The sequence below is a fragment of the Azospirillum sp. BE72 genome, assembly GCF_031455875.1.
Classification (GTDB): Bacteria; Pseudomonadota; Alphaproteobacteria; order Azospirillales; family Azospirillaceae; genus Azospirillum.
Genome location: NZ_JAVDTO010000002.1, coordinates 148,385 through 164,212, shown reverse-complemented (window position 1 = coordinate 164,212; position 15,828 = coordinate 148,385). Strand labels below are relative to the sequence as shown.

Here is a 15,828-nt window from a genome sequence, read left to right as displayed (position 1 = left end):
GGCAATACTCCTCCACTAAGCCCTCCACAAAGCACCGCAATGACCGAAATCGCCCTCTTCGGCGCCATCGAGATCGGCCTCGTCTATGCGCTGGTCGCCATCGGCGTCTATCTGTCCTTCCGCATCCTGGACTTCCCCGACCTGACGGTGGACGGAAGCTTCCCCCTGGGCGCGGCCGTCTGCGCGGTGCTGCTGATCTCCGGGGTCAATCCCTGGCTTGCCAGCCTCGCCGCGGCGCTGGCCGGCGCGGTGGCCGGGCTGGTCACGGCGACGCTGAACGTACGCTTCAAGATCCTGCACCTGCTCGCCAGCATCCTGACGATGATCGCGCTGTTCTCCGTCAATCTGCGGGTGATGGGGCGGCCGAACGTGGCGCTGCTGATGCAGGACACGGTGCTGACCCCCTTCTACGGGCTCGGCATTCCGGACCATATCGTCCGTCCGCTGGTGGTCGGCGTCATCGTGGCGGTGGTGGTCCTGCTGCTGGCCCGCTTCCTGGCCAGCGAGTTCGGGCTGGCGATGCGGGCGACCGGCGTCAACGCCCGGATGGCGCGCGCCCAAGGTGTCGACACCGACGCCCATGTCTATGCCGGCATCGCCCTGTCCAACGGGCTCACCGGGCTGGCCGGCGCGCTGTTCGCGCAGACCAACGGCTTCGCCGACGTCACCACCGGCATCGGCACCATCGTGGTCGGCCTCGCCGCCGTGATCGTCGGCGAGACGGTGCTGCCCGCCCGCGCCCTGGCGCTGGCGCTGATCGGCTGCGTCGCCGGGTCCATCCTCTATCGTCTGGCGGTGCAGGTGGCGCTGTCGGCCGACAGCATCGGCCTGCAGGCCTCCGACCTCAATCTGGTGACCGCGGTGCTGGTCGCCGTCGCCCTGATCCTGCCGCGCCTGAAGGCCAAGGCGTCCCGCGGCGCCCCCCGCAATCCGAGTGCCGCCAAATGATCATCGTCGAGGACATCCACGTCACCTTCGGCCGCGGCACGCCGCTGGAGAAGCACGCGCTGCGCGGCATCGACCTGACCATCCCCGAGGGCGAGTTCGTCACCGTCATCGGCTCCAACGGGGCCGGCAAATCGACCTTCCTCGGCTCGCTGGCCGGCGACGTGCTGGCGGAGCAGGGGCGCATCTCCATCGACGGCACCGACGTCACCCGCTGGGACACGCCGCGCCGGGCCGGTCTGGTCGCCCGCGTCTTCCAGGATCCGATGGCCGGCAGTTGCGCCGCCCTGACCATCGAGGAGAACATGGCGCTCGCCGCCGCCCGCGGACGCCGCCGCGGCCTGGGCCTAGCATTGGGCAGCGACCGCCGCCGGGGCTTCCGCGACCGCATCGCTGCACTCGGCCTCGGGCTGGAGAATCGGCTGCACGACCGCATGGGGCTGCTGTCGGGCGGCCAGCGTCAGGCGGTCAGCCTGCTGATGGCGACGCTGGCCGGGTCCAAGATCCTGCTGCTGGACGAGCACACCGCCGCCCTCGATCCCGCCACCGCCGACTTCGTGTTGGACCTGACCCGGCGCATCGTCCGCGACAACCGGCTGACCACGCTGATGGTCACCCATTCCATGCGGCAGGCACTGGACTATGGCGACCGCACGCTGATGCTGCACGAGGGCCGCGTCGTGCTGGACGTGGCCGGCGACGAGCGCGCCGGCCTGGACGTCCCGCATCTGCTGGCGCTGTTCGCCAAGCAGCGCGGCGGGGTGGAGATCAGCGACGACAGCCTGCTGATCGGCTAAACCTTTGCCTTCGCCTTGGCTTCGCCGTCCACATCGTCCTCCCGGTCCGCCTCGAACAGCGACAGAAGCTCCGCCGCGGCATCGCGGGAGCTTTGGATCAGCTTGGTCTCGTCATTGTGGACGGCGTGCTGGCGGACCAGGGTGCGTTCGTCATGGGCGCGGAAGGTCTCGAGCGTCCGCGACACTTCCCCTTCCGCCAACCCCATCTGGCGCAGCACGTCGCCGGTCAGGCGCAGGCTGGAATCGAAGGTCTCGCGCACGATGTGAGTGACGCCGCGGTCCATCAGATGGTGGACATGGCGGCGGTTGCGGGCCCGGGCGAAGATGGTCAGGTTGGGGAAATGGCGCTTCGCCATCTCCACCACGCGCAGCGACTGCTCCATGTCCTCCAATGCCACCACCAGGATTTTGGCCTTATCGGCCCCGGCGGCGCGCAGAAGCTCCACCCGGGTCGGATCGCCGTAATAGGCTTGGCTGCCGAACTTGCGGACGAAATCGACCTGGGCGGCGCTCTGCTCCAACGCGGTGAAGGGAATGCCGCGCATCCGCAGCACGCGGCCGACCACCTGCCCCACCCGGCCGAAGCCGCAGATGATGACCCGCGGGTTGTCGTCGGGCAGGGAATCGAATGGCCGCTTCGGCTTCGCCATCATCAACCGAGGCGCGAGCCAGCGCTCTTCCGCCGCGAACAGGAAGGGTGTCGCCAGCATGGACAGCGTCACCACCAGCATGGCAGCCGACGCCTGTTCCCCCGCCATCGTCCCACCGGCGACCGCCAGCCCGAACAGCACGAAGCCGAACTCGCCGCCCTGACTCAGCACCGTCGCCATCCGCATCGCGCCGGCCCAGGGCACTCCGGCGATGCGGGCGAGCACCATCATCACCAGCCCCTTCACCAGCAGTAGCACCAGGGCGAGGCCGAGGAAGAGGATCGGGTGCTCGAGCAAGGCCGGGATGTCGGCGCCCATCCCCACCGAAACGAAAAACAGGCCGAGCAGCAGGCCTTCGAACGGCTCGATATCCGCCTGCACCTCGTGCCGGTATTCGGAGTCGGACAGCAACACGCCGGCCATGAAGGCGCCCAGCGACATGGACAGCCCGGCCTCCTGGATCAGCACGGCGGTGCCGATGACGATCAGCAGGGCGGTGGCGGTGAAGATCTCCGGTGCGCCGGCCCGGTCGACCGCACGGAAGATCGGGCGCAGTAGAAACCGTCCACCGATCAGCACGACGACCACGGCAACCGCCGCCTTGCCGACCGCCAGCCACGCGCCGTCGGCCTGCGGCACGGTGCCGTTGCCCAGCAATGGCAGCAGGGCCACGGCCGGGATGATGGCGAGATCCTGGAACAGCAGGACGGAAAAGGCATTGCGGCCCGACTGGTTGGCCAGCAGGCCGCGCTCCGCCATCATCGGCAGAGCCATGGCAGTGGAGGACAGGGCGAAGCCGAAGCCCAGCACCACCGCCGTCGGCCAAGCCAGACCCAGGCCCCAGCCGCACAACCCCGCGATGACGGCACCGGTGACCGCAACCTGCGCCCCGCCCAGCCCCAGCACCGATTTGCGCATCACCCACAGGCGGGCCGGCCTCAGCTCCAGCCCGATCAGGAACAGCAGCATCACGACGCCGAGTTCCGAGGCATGGGCGATTGCCGACACATTGGTGACCAGCCCCAGACCTGCGGGCCCCACGGCAAGACCGGCGGCAAGATAGCCGAGCGGCGCGCCGAACCCGAACCGCTTTGCCACCGGCACGGCGACCACCATCGCCGCCAGCAGCACAACCAACGTCACCAGTTCCGCCATGTCCCCCGCCGTTCGTCTGTCACCCGGGGGACTATGGCGTGATTTCAACGGCCGGCACCAGACGCTTAACCGTCCGCCCCGCTATACCTTGTGTCTATTGAATCACCGGACAGGGCTGGTCACACGGGAGGATCCGCGGGCCGCCCAGCGGGTCAGCAGCAGAATTCCCGCGACCACGGCGACATAGGCGACCAGCTGCGCCTCGGTCGGGCGGTCGGTATAGCCGACCAGCACATGCAGGGCCTGCCCGATCAGGCTTTTGTCACGCAGGATGCCGGAACTGTCCCACAGGATGGTGCCGCCAGCCATCAGGATGCCGGCCTGCGCCAGGAAATTGACCGCCGTGGCGGCCATGCCGGCTGCCAGCAGCGTCAGGAGCCATGTGGTGGTGGAGAAAAGGTGGCGCGTCGGGATCTGCACCAGTCCGGCATAGAGGAGCACGGACACCAGCGCGCCCAGCGCCATGCCGCCCAGCCCGCCGGCGGCGACGGTGGCGATGCCCCCCTCTTCCGATGCCAGGATGCCGGTCAGGAACAGCACGACCTCCGACCCTTCGCGCAGCACCGCGACACCGATGACGATCGCCAGCGCCGCCAACGATTTCTCGCCGCTCCGCACCGCATGGCCGACGGCCTTCATGTCGCGCGCCAGTTCGCGGCCGTGCTGCGCCATCCAGGCATTGTGCCAAGCCAGCATCACCACCGCGATCAGAAGGACGCCGGCATTGAACAGCTCCTGCCCGGTGTCGGCGAACAGCGCGCTGATGGCATCGGCGAAGGCGGCGACAACGCAGGAGCCGACGATGCCGCTGACGATGCCGAGCGCAATCCAGCGCCAGCGCCCGACGACTCCCTGGGTCGCGGCCAACACGATGCCGACGATGAGGCCCGCTTCGAGTACCTCGCGAAATACAATGATCAGACTGGCGAGCATGGTCGTCTCCGGGACTTTCAGGCGGTCAGGTCCGCGTCACTCGGCGATCACGGCGCCCTGCGCCGTCGCTTCGTGGAACTCGCCGAAGAAGGGATAGCGCCCGGGCTTCAGCGGGCCGACCATCACCTTGATCTGCTTGCGCCCGCCGACGATCTTCTCGACCTTCATCTCGTTGCTTTCGAACTCCTCGGATGTGGCGTCCTGGTTGTCGACCAGCAGGGTCACGCGCTTGTTGGCGGGGATCTTCACCTCCGCCGGTTCGAATTTGTGGTCCTTGATGACGATGGTCACCACGTCGTCGGCGCGTGCGGCACCGGCGGGGATCAGCACGGCACCGGTTAGGGCGATGGTGCAAAGGGCGGCGCAGGCAGCGGACAGCAGCGATGGACGGCGCATTCGCGGAAGACCTTGGGGCTGGAAGGGGCATTGCTTGTGAAAATCATTCTCACCCCACCCACCGAGGGTCAAACAAAAGGCTCCCGCGGATGCTGCAACGCACCTGCGACGGAAACGCGCATCCATCGTGGAAGCGGCCGCCCATGCCCTTCACCGGTTCACCCGTGACGACGTATCGTTATTCGACTTCGGACGAGCCGGGAAACTGCTCCAGCCCGTCGGTGATCTCATAGTAATCGGCCTTGCCCTCGACATAGCCGTGGCGGAGAGTCTTCAATCCGGTCGGCTGGTCCAGGCTGCCGGCGGCGATTTCGATCTCGGACTTGCCGTCGCCCTTCCAGAACAGGGAGGATCCGCAACGGCCGCAGAAGCCCCGCTCCGCGAAGTCCGACGAGCGGTACCATGTCAATGTTTCCGCCGCGTCGAAGATGACAGTGTCGCGCGGAACGGTGATGTAGGCGCCGATATGGCCGTGGAAGCGACGGCACTGCCCGCAATGACAGTTGACCACCCCATCCGGCCGCTCGGCCAGCAGGAACCGCACGCCGCCGCACAGGCAACCGCCGGACAGCCCCGGCCGCTGCCCTCCGCTGCCTTCCCGCCCAATCCCGCTGCCGCTCATGCCACGACCTCTCCCGTGCTGGTCCGGCGTTCGACACCGTCGTCGCCGATGTCGTAATAGGCGCCCTTGTGGTCGACGAAGATGTGCCGATCAACCCGCAGACCCGCCGCATCGTCCAGGCTGCCGGCGGTCACTGTGATGCGCGGTTCGCCTTCCGCCGGGTCCTGGTCCAGCGCCTCCCAGAACAACCCTGCACCGCAACACGTGCAAAAGCCGCGGCGTGCCCGGCTGGAAGAGGCGTACCACGTCAGCGTCGCGTCGTTGAGCAGACGCAACGCCGCACGCGGCATTCCGGTATAGGCGCCGACATGGCTGTGCTGGCGGCGGCACTGGGCACAGCGGCAGAAGGAGATCGGTTCCGGCCGGACATCGATGGCATAGCGCACGCCACCGCACAGGCATCCGCCGGTCCAGACCCGATCCCCCTCCCCGCCTCGCTCCGTCACGGCGTTCGACGCGCCGGCCATGGGGTCAGCCCTGCCAGAAGGGCTTATGGGCTTCCTGGTCCGCATCGGCGCGGGAGATGCCGATGTCGGACAGCAGATGGTCGGGCAGAGCCTCCAGCGCCCGACGTTGGCGCCGCCGCTCGCTCCAGGTCGCGAAGCGGTCGAACAGGCTGATCATCCATTGACCGGCACCCTTGCCCTCCTGGGCCGGAGCGCGGTGGGACAGGTCGGTGCTGGAGAGGAACGACTGCGTAGCCTTTGCCATGATCCGGTCTCCTCCGGGAAAGGGAGCGGGGCATCCGCCTCGCCGCTCCGGTTCGTGTGTCTTGCTTGTGGAGTTGAGGATGGGGCAGAGGCCGCTTGCCGACAAACGACGGTTTCTCATAGAATCGATTAGTTCAGCTAATCCGAAACCACTCTCCGGTCCCCCTCCGCATGTCCCGCCGCCTGCCCCCGCTGAATGCGCTGCGCGCCTTCGAAGCCGCCGCGCGCCATCTTTCCTTCACAAAAGCCGCGGATGAGCTGCATGTGACGCAGGCCGCCGTCAGCCACCAGATCAAGGCGCTGGAGGAATGGCTCGGATTACCGCTGTTTCGCCGAATGAACCGGGCGCTGGCCTTGACCGAGGCCGGGCAGAGCTACCTGCCGCCGGTGCGCGAGGCGATGGACACCCTGTCCCAGGCGACCGACCGTCTGATCCGCGCCGACAGCAGCGGAACGCTGACCATCTCCACCATGCCGAGCTTCGCGTCGAAATGGCTGGTGCCGCGGCTGATGCGCTTCCAGAAGCGTCATCCGGAAATGGACGTGCGGGTGCACAGCACCGCACAGGTGGTGGATTTCGCCCGCCACGATGTCGATCTGGCGATCCGTTTCGGCAACGGGCTGTGGCCCGACCTGCGGGTGGAGCGGCTGCTGACGGAGGATATCTTCCCGGTCGGCCACCCGTCGCTGCTTGCCGGCGACCGCCCGCTGGTCAATCCGGAGGATCTGCGGCACCACACGCTTCTGCACGACGATTACAACATCTCCTGGGCGGTGTGGTGCCGGGCGGCGGGAATCGATGGGGTGGACACCGAGCGCGGCCTGCGATTCGATGACTCGTCATTTACGCTGCAGGCGGCGATCAACGGACATGGAATCGCGCTGGCCCGCGGGGTGCTGGTGGCGGACGACGTCGCCGCCGGACGGCTGGCCCGCCTGTTCGAGGTGCGGCTCCCGGGAAGCCTTGCCTATTACGTGGTGGCGCCGCCGCATTACTTTTCCCGGCCCAAGGTGAAGGCCTTCCGCGACTGGCTGTTCGAAGAGGCCGGGACGGGCTGAAAGTCGCAGCAATAGTCCTGCATCAAGCCGCCGTCTTGAACGGCTTGCGGGCATGCCGGACCGCTCCTATAGTCCGCGCCCATGAGCGCGAACCCGTCCCCCGACACGGTCTTCCCGCACCGCCATCTCCTCGGTATCGAGGGGCTGCGGGCCGGCGAGATCACCCAGATTCTCGACCTCGCCGATGGCTATGTCGAGCAGAACCGCCGCCCCGTGAAGAAGTCCAACCTGTTGGACGGCCGCACGCAGGTGAACCTGTTCTTCGAGAACTCCACCCGCACCCGCACCAGCTTCGAGCTGGCCGGAAAGCGGCTGGGCGCCGACGTGATCAACATGTCGACCGACAGCAGTTCGGTGAAGAAGGGCGAGACCCTGATCGACACGGCGATGACGCTGAACGCCATGCACCTGGACGCGCTGGTGGTGCGCCACGCCGATTCGGGCGCGGTCAAGCTGCTGGCCGACAAGGTCAACTGCTCCGTCATCAATGCCGGCGACGGCCACCACGAACACCCGACCCAGGCCCTGCTGGACGCGCTGGCGATCCGCCGCCGCCTGGGCCGGCTGGACGGGCTGATCGTGGCGATCTGCGGCGACATCCTGCACAGCCGCGTCGCGCGCTCTAACATCCACCTGCTGAACGCCATGGGGGCGCGGGTGCGCTGCGTGGCGCCGCCGACCCTGCTGCCCTCGCAGATCGAGCGGCTGGGCGTCGAGGTCCATCATTCGATGAAGACCGGCCTGCGCGACGCCGACGTCGTGATGATGCTGCGCCTGCAGACCGAGCGGATGAGCGGCCAGTATGTCCCGTCCACCCGCGAGTATTTCTATTTCTACGGCCTCGATTACGAGAAGCTGGAAGTGGCGAAGCCCGACGCGGTCATCATGCATCCGGGCCCGATGAACCGCGGTGTCGAGATCGATTCGGAGGTCGCCGACGATCTCAAGCGCTCCATGATCCTCGATCAGGTGGAATTGGGCGTGGCCGTGCGCATGGCCGTGCTCGACCTGCTGACCCGCGAACGCCGCCAGTCCGACCTTGCGGGAGTCGCCCGATGAGTGCGCCGATGAATGCCGGTGTCGTCTACCGCAACGCCCGCCTGCTGGATCCGGCAACCGGTCTGGACCAGCGCGCCGACCTGCTGATCGATGGTGAGACCATCGCCGATTTCGGTCCCGGCCTGTTCAGCGATTCCACGCCCGAGGGGGCCGAGGTCGTCGATCTCGCCGGCCAGTGCCTCGCCCCCGGCCTTGTCGACATGCGCGTGCTGATCGGCGAACCGGGCGAGGAAGAGAAGGACACGATCAAGAGCGCGTCCCGCGCCGCGGCGGCCGGCGGCATCACCGCCATGGCGCTGCTGCCCAACACCGACCCGGTGCTGGACGAGGTCGCCGGGCTGGAGTTCATCGCGCGGCGCGCCCGCGAGGTGAAGCTGGTCAAGGTCTTCGCCTACGGCTCCGCCACACGCGGCACCGAAGGCAAGGAAATCACCGAGATGGGGCTGCTGGGCCAAGCCGGCGCGGTCGCCTTCACCGACGGCACCAAGGCCATCGTCAGCGCCAAGACGATGCGCCGGGCGCTCAGCTATGCCAAGACCTTCGGCAAGCTGATCGTCCAACACCCGGAAGAGCCGTCGTTGGCCGCGGGCGGCATGATGAACTCCGGTGAGATCGCCACCCGCCTGGGCCTCGTCGGCATCCCGCGCGAAGCCGAGATCATCATGATAGAGCGCGACCTGCGGCTGGCCGAGCTGACCGGCGGACGCCTGCATTTCGCTCACGTCACCACGTCAGAGTCGGTCGACCTGATCCGCCGCGCCAAGGCACGCGGGCTTAAGGTGACATGCGACACCGCCCCGCATTACTTCGCCCTGACCGAGACCGACGTCGGCGATTACCGAACCTACGCCAAGGTGTCGCCGCCGTTGCGTGGCGAGATGGACCGCCGGGCCATCGTCGAGGGTCTGGCCGACGGCACCATCGACGCCATCGCGTCCGACCATGTGCCGCAGGACCAGGATCAGAAGCGCCTGCCCTTCGCCCAGGCCGCCCCCGGCGTGATCGGGCTGGAAACGCTGTTCCCGCTGGCGCTGGAACTGGTGCACAAGGGCAAGATGCCGCTGCTGAAGGCGCTGGCCTGCGTCACGTCCAACCCGGCAGCGATCCTCGATCTGGCCGTCGGCCGCATCGTGAAGGGCGGGCCGGCCGATCTGGTCGCCTTCGACCTGGATGTTCCCTGGCAGATCGACGTCGGCCGCTTCAAGTCGAAGTCGAAGAACTCGCCCTTCGAGAACCGCCCGGTCCAGGGCCGGCCGCTGCGCACCATCGTGGATGGCCGCACCGTCTGGCAGGCGGAGGACTGATCCGGTGCTTACCCTCGTGCTTGCCGCCCTGCTGGGCTACCTGCTGGGCTCGATCCCTTTCGGGCTTGTTCTGACCCGGCTGGCCGGGCTGGGCGACATCCGCCAGATCGGTTCCGGCAACATCGGCGCCACCAATGTGCTGCGCACGGGCAACAAGCCGCTGGCACTGGCGACCCTGCTGCTGGACAGCGGCAAGGGCGCCATCGCGGCCCTGCTGGCCCTGTGGTGGGCCGGTCCCGAAGCGGCGGTGCTGGCCGCTGGCGGTGCCATGCTGGGCCACAGCTTTCCGGTCTGGCTGGGCTTCAAGGGTGGCAAGGGCGTGGCGACGGCGATCGGCGTTCTGCTGGCGATTTCATGGCCGGTCGGTCTGCTCGCCTGCCTGACCTGGCTGGTGATGGCGGCCCTGTTCCGAATCTCGTCGCTGTCGGCTCTGACGGCGCTGGGCATCAGCCCGTTGACCGGCTGGTATTTCGGCGGGCCGCTGGTCGCCGGCCTCTCCTTGTTCATCGCCGTACTGGTCTTCATCCGTCACGAAGCGAACATTCGCCGCCTTCTGAAGGGCGAGGAACCGAAGATCGGTTCCGGCAAAAAGAAGGCGGCCTGAACGAAAGGCGCGACAGCGGCGGCGGGGAGGAAACTCCCCGCCGCTTTCGTTTGTAGCCCGTTGATTTCGTTCCGCTTGCCGTGAGGCGACCCCTGCCCCATTTCGCCCACCGGGGGAAAGACAACCGGTGCGGCCATGCGTTATGCTGCACGGCAATCCGGGATACGAACCAACAACCCGGCAGGCGAGCCGGCCGCTGACGCCGGTGGATAACGAGACGCTGAGGGAACCGAGAATGGACACTCCGCTGTGGAGCCCGAATGAGGAGCGCATCGCGCAGGCCAACCTGACCGCCTTCCGCGAGGCGGCGAATGCGCGCTTCGGACTGCGGCTGGACGATTACGACGCGCTCTACAACTGGTCGATCGCGGAGAAGGAGCGGTTCTGGCGCTTTTTGTGGGAGTGGGCCGGGCTGACCGGCGACCTCGGCAGCGTCGATCTGCTGGACGGCGACAAGATGCCCGGTGCCCGCTGGTTCCCAGAAGCAAGCCTCAGCTATGCCGAGAACCTGCTGGCCGGTGCGCTCGATGAGAATGCCGTCGTGTTCTGGGGCGAGGACAAGGTGAAGTACCGCTGGAGCGGGGCGGAACTGAAGGCCACCGTTTCCCGCCTGCAGCAGGCGCTGAAGGCCAAGGGTGTCGGCAAGGGCGACCGGGTCGCCGCCATCATGCCCAACATGCCGGAAACGCTGGCGGCGATGATCGCCACCACCAGTTTGGGGGCGGTCTGGTCCTCGTGCTCGCCCGATTTCGGCATACAGGGCATCACCGACCGCTTCGGCCAGATCGAACCGAAGGTGGTCTTCGCCCCCGACGCCTACTGGTACAACGGCAAGAGCCACGATGTCCGCGCCAAGGTGGCCGAAGTCCTGAAGGACCTGCCGACTGTCGTCGCCACGGTGATCGTGCCCTATGTCGACAAGACGCCGGACGTCTCAGGTATCCCGGGTGCCGTCGGCCTGCAGGATTTCATGGCGCCCTATCCGGTGGCCGAGCCGACCTTCGAACGGGTCGACTTCGACCATCCGCTCTTCATCCTCTATTCCTCCGGCACCACCGGAAAGCCAAAGTGCATCGTCCATGGGACCGGCGGCACCATCCTTCAGCATGTCAAGGAACACCGGCTGCACTGCGACCTGAAGCGCGGCGACCGGCTGTTCTATTTCACCACCTGCGGCTGGATGATGTGGAACTGGCTGGTGACCGGTCTGGCCAGCGGCACGACGCTGGTTCTCTATGACGGTTCGCCCTTCGCCCCCAGCGGCAACATCCTGTTCGACTATGCGGATGCGGAGCAGGTGACGCTGTTCGGCACCTCGGCCAAGTTCATCCAGTCGCTGGAGAAATCCGGGCTGGAGCCGGCGAAGACCCACTCACTCGCAAGCGTCCGCGCCCTGGCCTCCACCGGCTCGCCGCTGATGCCGGAGAATTTCGAGTTCGTCTATCGCTCCATCAAGCAGGATATCCATCTCGCCTCGATCAGCGGCGGCACCGACATCATGTCCTGCTTCGTGCTCGGCAATCCGATCGCCCCGGTCTGGAAGGGCGAGATCCAGACGCGCGGCCTCGGGATGGCGGTGGAGGCGTTCGACGACAACGGCGTCGCAGTGCGCGGCGAGAAGGGCGAACTGGTCTGCACCCGCCCCTTCCCCAGCATGCCCATCGGCTTCTGGGCCGATCCCGACGGGTCCAAGTACCGCTCTGCCTATTTCGACCGCTTCCCCAACATCTGGGTCCATGGTGATTTCATCGAGCAGACGGAGCATGGCGGCTGGGTGATCTACGGCCGCTCGGACGCGGTGCTGAACCCCGGCGGCGTGCGCATCGGCACGGCGGAGATCTACCGCCAGGTGGAACAACTGCCGGAGATCATGGAGGCGGTCTGCATCGGCCAGGAATGGGACGGCGATGTGCGCGTCGTTCTGTTCGTCGTCCTGCGCGAAGGCATGACACTGGACGAGGCGCTGGCGGCGACCATCCGCAAGCGGATCAAGGACAATTGCTCCCCCCGCCATGTGCCGGCGAAGATCGTGCAGGTCACCGACATTCCCCGCACCCGGTCCGGCAAGATCACGGAGCTGGCGGTGCGCGACGCCGTCCATGGCCGACCGATCAAGAACACGGAGGCGCTGTCGAACCCGCAAGCCCTCGACGAGTTCCGCGAGCGCGCCGAACTGAATGGGGCGTGACGTGGCGGTAAAGCTGTTCCTCGACCTGGACGGGGTATTGGCCGATTTCGACCGCGGCGTCATCGCGGTAACCGGCAAGCGGCCAGAACAGCTGCCGATGAAGGAGATGTGGCGGGCATTGTCCCGCCACTCCGACTTCTTCGGCACGCTGGAGTTCATGCATGACGCGCAGGAGCTTTGGCAGTTCTGCGCTCCCCATCGGCCGACCATCCTCACCGGCCTGCCGCTCGGCAGCTGGGCGCCCGAACAGAAGAAGCGCTGGGTCGCCCGCATGCTGGGGGCCGACGTGCCGGCCATCACCTGCATGGCCCGCGACAAGCCCCGCTATGCCAACCCCGGCGCCGTCCTCGTCGATGACCGCGAGAAGGCCCGCGATCCCTGGGAAACGGCCGGCGGCCGCTTCATCCTTCATCGCAATGCGCCCGACAGCATCGCGGAGTTGATCCAGCTTGGGTTCTGAAAAGGAAAAAGGGGCGGCACCGGCGTGCCGCCCCCATCCTTTCCGCAAGCTTACTCTGCGGCCGCGGCCTTGGTCTCGCGGCTTGTCTTATATAGCGACACCAGAACACCGCCACCGATCAGGGCGAAGGTGACGCCCAGCGCGATCAGCGGGTCGGGCTTGCCGAAGAACTGCGTGTAGAAGATCTTGCCGCCGATGAACACCAGCACCAGAGCCAGCGCGTATTTCAGGTAGCGGAAGCGATGGACCATCGCCGCCAGGGCGAAATACAGAGCACGCAGGCCGAGGATGGCAAAGATGTTGCTGGTGTAGACCAGATACGGATCGGTGGTGATGGCGAAGATCGCCGGCACGCTGTCGACAGCGAAGACGAGGTCGGCCAGTTCCACCATGATCAGGGCCAGCAGAAGCGGGGTGGCGGCCCAGCGCAGCGCACCGCCCGGACCACTCGGCTCCTTCACGATGAAGTGATGGCCATGGAAGCGGTCGGTTACCCGGATATGGCGTTTCAGAAAGCGGAGGGCGGCATTCTCGCCGAAGTCGGTTTCCTCGTCCTTCGCGAACAGCATCTTGATGCCGGTCAGCACCAGGAAGGCGCCGAAGAGATAGAGGACCCAATGGAACTCCGAAACCAGGGCGGCGCCGGCGCCGATCATCAGGCCGCGCAGCACGATGACGCCCAGGATACCCCAGAACAGCACGCGATGCTGAAGTTCGCGCGGTACTGCGAAGTAGCTGAAGATCAGCGAGATGACGAAGACGTTGTCCAGTGACAGGCTCTTCTCGACGAAGAAGCCCGTGTAGTACTGAAGGCCTGCCTCCGAGCCCATCGAGTACCAGACCCAACCGCCGAACAGCATGGCGACCGCGATGTAGAAGGCCGACAGCTTCAGGCTTTCGCCTACGCCGATGACATGGTCGCGACGGTTCAGAACACCCAGATCCAGAACCAGAAGCGTCAGCACCACGCCGATGAAAATAAGCCAAATCCAGATTGGTTTTCCCAAAAATTCGAGGAAAACCATCGCAAACATACCATCCATAGCAAGACCCACTTGATGACGCTGCGTCAGCGGTGAAATCAAGCGGTTCCGACATCACGACCGACGCCTCGGTCGCCAGAGGGACCCGGACCCGAACTTTCTGGCAGATGGTGTCGCCGTTGCCGCGGTCAAGATGGTGGAAGACTGAGTTTTTGCATATTGAGCAAAGCTGGACCGGACACTCTTTGACGTCATTGAAATTCAACGGATGCCGACCTTCGGCGAGTCGCGGCGGCCATGGCGCGCCTATGGGCGCCGCACAGGGGCGCGGACGCGGAAAACTGCGGCTGCAGAGGCTTTGGCGGCTCCGGGACTCGGCGCTTGATGCAATGCCGCCACAGATCGGGAACGAATGTCGCGCAAGAAAAACACCGATGGTTGCCCAATCTGTGTTCGCTCTTGTGCGGATGGTGCCGTTCTGCCAATAACTCCGAAAAACCGAAACCAAACCGACCAAATGGAGTTTTGCATGAACCAGGCCGAACTGATCGAAACCGTCGCCACCAACGCCGGCATCAAGAAGGCCGACGCGGCCAAGGTCGTTCAGGCGGTGTTCGAGGGCATCTCCGGCGCGCTGGGCCGCGGCGAAGATGTGCGCCTGGCCGGTTTCGGCATTTTCGAGGTGGCCGAGCGCGCCGCCCGTGAAGGCCGCAACCCCCGCACCGGCGAAGTCGTGGCGATCGCCGCTTCCAAGGCTCCGAAGTTCAAGCCGGCCAAGCAGCTGCGCGATCTGGTGAACGGCTGATACGCACGCAACCACGTCCCAGGGGGAGCGCAGCCATGTCCATCGATCAAACCGAACTGCAATCGCTGACCGCCAAGGTCGTTGCCGCCTATGTCGGCAATAACTCGGTGCCGGTCCACGACCTGCCCACGCTGATCAACAGCGTCCAAGTGGCTTTCCGCAATCTGGGCGAGGACAAGCCGACCCAGGCGAAGGCCGAGTTGGTTCCGGCGGTCGCGATCAAGAAATCGGTCACGCCGGAATACATCGTCTGCCTGGAAGACGGGAAGAAGCTGAAGATGCTGAAGCGGCATCTGAAGACCGTCTATGACATGACGCCGGACGAATACCGCGCCAAGTGGGGACTGCCGGCCGAATACCCCATGGTCGCGCCGAACTATGCCAAGGCCCGTTCGGAAATGGCGACCAAGCTCGGCCTCGGCCGCAAGCGTGCGGCGGCCGAGTAACTCCGGTCTTCATCCGCATGAGCTTTGAAAAAGGCGCGCTCAGCCGGGCGCGCCTTTTTTCGTATGCGCCGGCCAGGACCAACGTCGAGGGTGCAAGTGAACCGCAAGCTTCGAACCGTTGGCATGCCCTCCCCCGGCTTACCTCCAGTCGGTCCCGACGTCCTATGACCAATGTTCGGGTGGCGAAGCGGATCGGCCTTCCCATCTAGGGTTCCGGTATGGTTGAGGGACCACGGGCGGTCCTATCACCATCCTCACCGCAGAGGCATAGTTGCCTTCCGCACCGCCGGCTGACCTGCAGCCGATCCATTTCGCGGGTGCGGCATATCGACGGCAGTCCGCCCGGACATGTGCCGGCCGATCGGAAGAGGAGCGACCGCCCGAACGTCACCCGGCTGAACGTCAGGGGTCATAGGATTGACTCCTCTCCCAGACTGCCGGTGCGGGTGGAAGAAGAGCCTGGGTATACGCCGAAAAACACCCGGAACATGCCCTTTCCCGGCTTGATCCGCCGCAAATCCGCGGCCACATTAACATTGTCAAAAGGACGCAGTTCCTTGAGACACCGGGCAAAATACAAACCCCACAACAGCTAAGGTCGGATCGACGGACGTTATTCCTACGTTCGCGCCATAGTCCGCCGTTGGTTCATCGCCTCAAAGGCGATCCCTGCCATGGGTCCCGACAGGGGCCGGCCCCGATTGCGGGCTGC

General features: G+C 66.0%; 17 protein-coding genes. 10 read left to right on the top strand and 7 right to left on the bottom strand.

Features of this window, described 5'->3' with window-relative positions:
- The first annotated feature begins 39 nt into the window (after positions 1 to 39).
- Positions 40 to 948: an ABC transporter permease gene (locus J2Y49_RS06935; protein WP_310113564.1), complete on the top strand. Its 909-nt coding sequence runs from the start codon at positions 40 to 42 to the stop codon at positions 946 to 948.
- On the top strand, positions 945 to 1,742 hold the full coding sequence (locus J2Y49_RS06930; protein ID WP_310113563.1) for an ABC transporter ATP-binding protein: 798 nt from the start codon (positions 945 to 947) through the stop codon (positions 1,740 to 1,742). Before J2Y49_RS06935 ends, J2Y49_RS06930 begins: the two co-directional genes overlap by 4 nt.
- Here J2Y49_RS06930 and J2Y49_RS06925 read toward each other — a convergent pair.
- The 6 genes from J2Y49_RS06925 to J2Y49_RS06900 form a co-directional block, all read right to left on the bottom strand.
- On the bottom strand, positions 1,739 to 3,547 hold the full coding sequence (locus J2Y49_RS06925; RefSeq protein ID WP_310113562.1) for a monovalent cation:proton antiporter-2 (CPA2) family protein: 1,809 nt from the start codon (positions 3,545 to 3,547) through the stop codon (positions 1,739 to 1,741). The two genes, J2Y49_RS06930 and J2Y49_RS06925, sit on opposite strands and share 4 nt — an antisense overlap.
- A 102-nt stretch (positions 3,548 to 3,649) precedes the next feature.
- Positions 3,650 to 4,480, bottom strand: coding sequence for an FTR1 family protein (locus J2Y49_RS06920; protein ID WP_310113561.1), 831 nt, complete (start codon positions 4,478 to 4,480; stop codon positions 3,650 to 3,652).
- Positions 4,481 to 4,516: 36 nt separating this feature from the next.
- Positions 4,517 to 4,876, bottom strand: a complete 360-nt coding sequence (locus J2Y49_RS06915; protein WP_310113559.1) for a cupredoxin domain-containing protein — start codon at positions 4,874 to 4,876, stop codon at positions 4,517 to 4,519.
- Between the two features lie 178 nt (positions 4,877 to 5,054).
- Complete coding sequence (locus tag J2Y49_RS06910; RefSeq protein WP_310113557.1) at positions 5,055 to 5,498, bottom strand: GFA family protein; 444 nt, start codon at positions 5,496 to 5,498, stop codon at positions 5,055 to 5,057.
- On the bottom strand, positions 5,495 to 5,965 hold the full coding sequence (locus tag J2Y49_RS06905; protein ID WP_310113555.1) for a GFA family protein: 471 nt from the start codon (positions 5,963 to 5,965) through the stop codon (positions 5,495 to 5,497). The genes J2Y49_RS06910 and J2Y49_RS06905 overlap by 4 nt, the downstream gene beginning before the upstream one ends.
- 4 nt (positions 5,966 to 5,969) lie before the next feature.
- The gene (locus tag J2Y49_RS06900; RefSeq protein ID WP_310113554.1) at positions 5,970 to 6,209 is read right to left on the bottom strand and encodes a DUF1127 domain-containing protein; all 240 of its coding nucleotides are present in this window, start codon (positions 6,207 to 6,209) and stop codon (positions 5,970 to 5,972) included.
- 170 nt (positions 6,210 to 6,379) lie between these two features.
- Here J2Y49_RS06900 and J2Y49_RS06895 point away from each other — a divergent pair, with 170 nt between their 5' ends.
- The 6 genes from J2Y49_RS06895 (at position 6,380) to J2Y49_RS06870 (ending at position 12,882) form a co-directional block, all read left to right on the top strand.
- A complete protein-coding gene (locus J2Y49_RS06895; protein ID WP_310113553.1) occupies positions 6,380 to 7,267 on the top strand; it encodes a transcriptional regulator GcvA in 888 nt (295 codons plus the stop codon).
- Between the two features lie 81 nt (positions 7,268 to 7,348).
- Positions 7,349 to 8,326 (top strand): aspartate carbamoyltransferase catalytic subunit, encoded by a 978-nt coding sequence (locus tag J2Y49_RS06890; RefSeq protein WP_310113552.1) that lies wholly within the window; start codon positions 7,349 to 7,351, stop codon positions 8,324 to 8,326.
- Positions 8,323 to 9,630, top strand: a complete 1,308-nt coding sequence (locus tag J2Y49_RS06885; RefSeq protein ID WP_310113550.1) for a dihydroorotase — start codon at positions 8,323 to 8,325, stop codon at positions 9,628 to 9,630. Before J2Y49_RS06890 ends, J2Y49_RS06885 begins: the two co-directional genes overlap by 4 nt.
- Positions 9,631 to 9,634: 4 nt before the next feature.
- A complete protein-coding gene (plsY, locus tag J2Y49_RS06880; protein WP_409017803.1) occupies positions 9,635 to 10,234 on the top strand; it encodes a glycerol-3-phosphate 1-O-acyltransferase PlsY in 600 nt (199 codons plus the stop codon).
- Positions 10,235 to 10,469: 235 nt separating this feature from the next.
- Entirely contained in the window at positions 10,470 to 12,422 is a 1,953-nt protein-coding gene (locus tag J2Y49_RS06875) for an acetoacetate--CoA ligase (RefSeq protein WP_310113547.1), read from the top strand.
- 1 nt (position 12,423) lies between these two features.
- Complete coding sequence (locus J2Y49_RS06870) at positions 12,424 to 12,882, top strand: hypothetical protein (RefSeq protein WP_310113546.1); 459 nt, start codon at positions 12,424 to 12,426, stop codon at positions 12,880 to 12,882.
- A 50-nt stretch (positions 12,883 to 12,932) separates the two neighbouring features.
- On the opposite strand, the gene J2Y49_RS06865 is transcribed toward J2Y49_RS06870, so the two are convergent.
- Positions 12,933 to 13,916 (bottom strand): TerC family protein, encoded by a 984-nt coding sequence (locus J2Y49_RS06865; protein ID WP_310113545.1) that lies wholly within the window; start codon positions 13,914 to 13,916, stop codon positions 12,933 to 12,935.
- Positions 13,917 to 14,394: 478 nt separating this feature from the next.
- On the opposite strand from J2Y49_RS06865, the gene J2Y49_RS06860 reads away from it, so the two are divergent.
- Both J2Y49_RS06860 and J2Y49_RS06855 read left to right on the top strand, forming a co-directional pair.
- Positions 14,395 to 14,670 carry an HU family DNA-binding protein gene (locus tag J2Y49_RS06860; RefSeq protein WP_012974184.1) on the top strand — a complete coding sequence of 92 codons (276 nt, stop codon included), beginning with the start codon at positions 14,395 to 14,397 and terminating at the stop codon, positions 14,668 to 14,670.
- 35 nt (positions 14,671 to 14,705) lie between these two features.
- Positions 14,706 to 15,116, top strand: a complete 411-nt coding sequence (locus J2Y49_RS06855) for a MucR family transcriptional regulator (protein ID WP_310113538.1) — start codon at positions 14,706 to 14,708, stop codon at positions 15,114 to 15,116.
- The last annotated feature ends 712 nt before the right edge of the window (positions 15,117 to 15,828 follow it).